We start from the raw sequence: 235 nt of genomic DNA on the forward strand, positions 1-235 counted from the left end.
GTCATCCGTGCCGAGTGGCAGAAGCTGCGCGACACCGGTATCACGCAAGAGGAACTCGAGGACGCCAAGACCTATCTCACTGGCGCGTATCCCCTGCGCTTCGACGGCAACGGCCCAATCGCCAACATAACGGTGAACATGCAGGTCAGCGACATGGGGATCGACTATGTCGCCACCCGAAATGACCGGCTGAACGCGGTGACGCTCGACGATGTGAACCGTGTCGCACGCGAGT

At 60.9% G+C, this 235-nt stretch carries 1 protein-coding gene; it reads left to right on the plus strand.

Translation table 11 applies throughout. The annotated features are described in order from the left end of the window. The coding region (locus NLM59_RS11625; RefSeq protein ID WP_304417948.1) for a hypothetical protein at positions 1-235 on the plus strand (235 nt) is incomplete at both ends.

It is taken from the genome of Profundicola chukchiensis, assembly GCF_029664245.1.
Lineage (GTDB): Bacteria > Bacteroidota > Bacteroidia > Flavobacteriales > Weeksellaceae > Profundicola > Profundicola chukchiensis.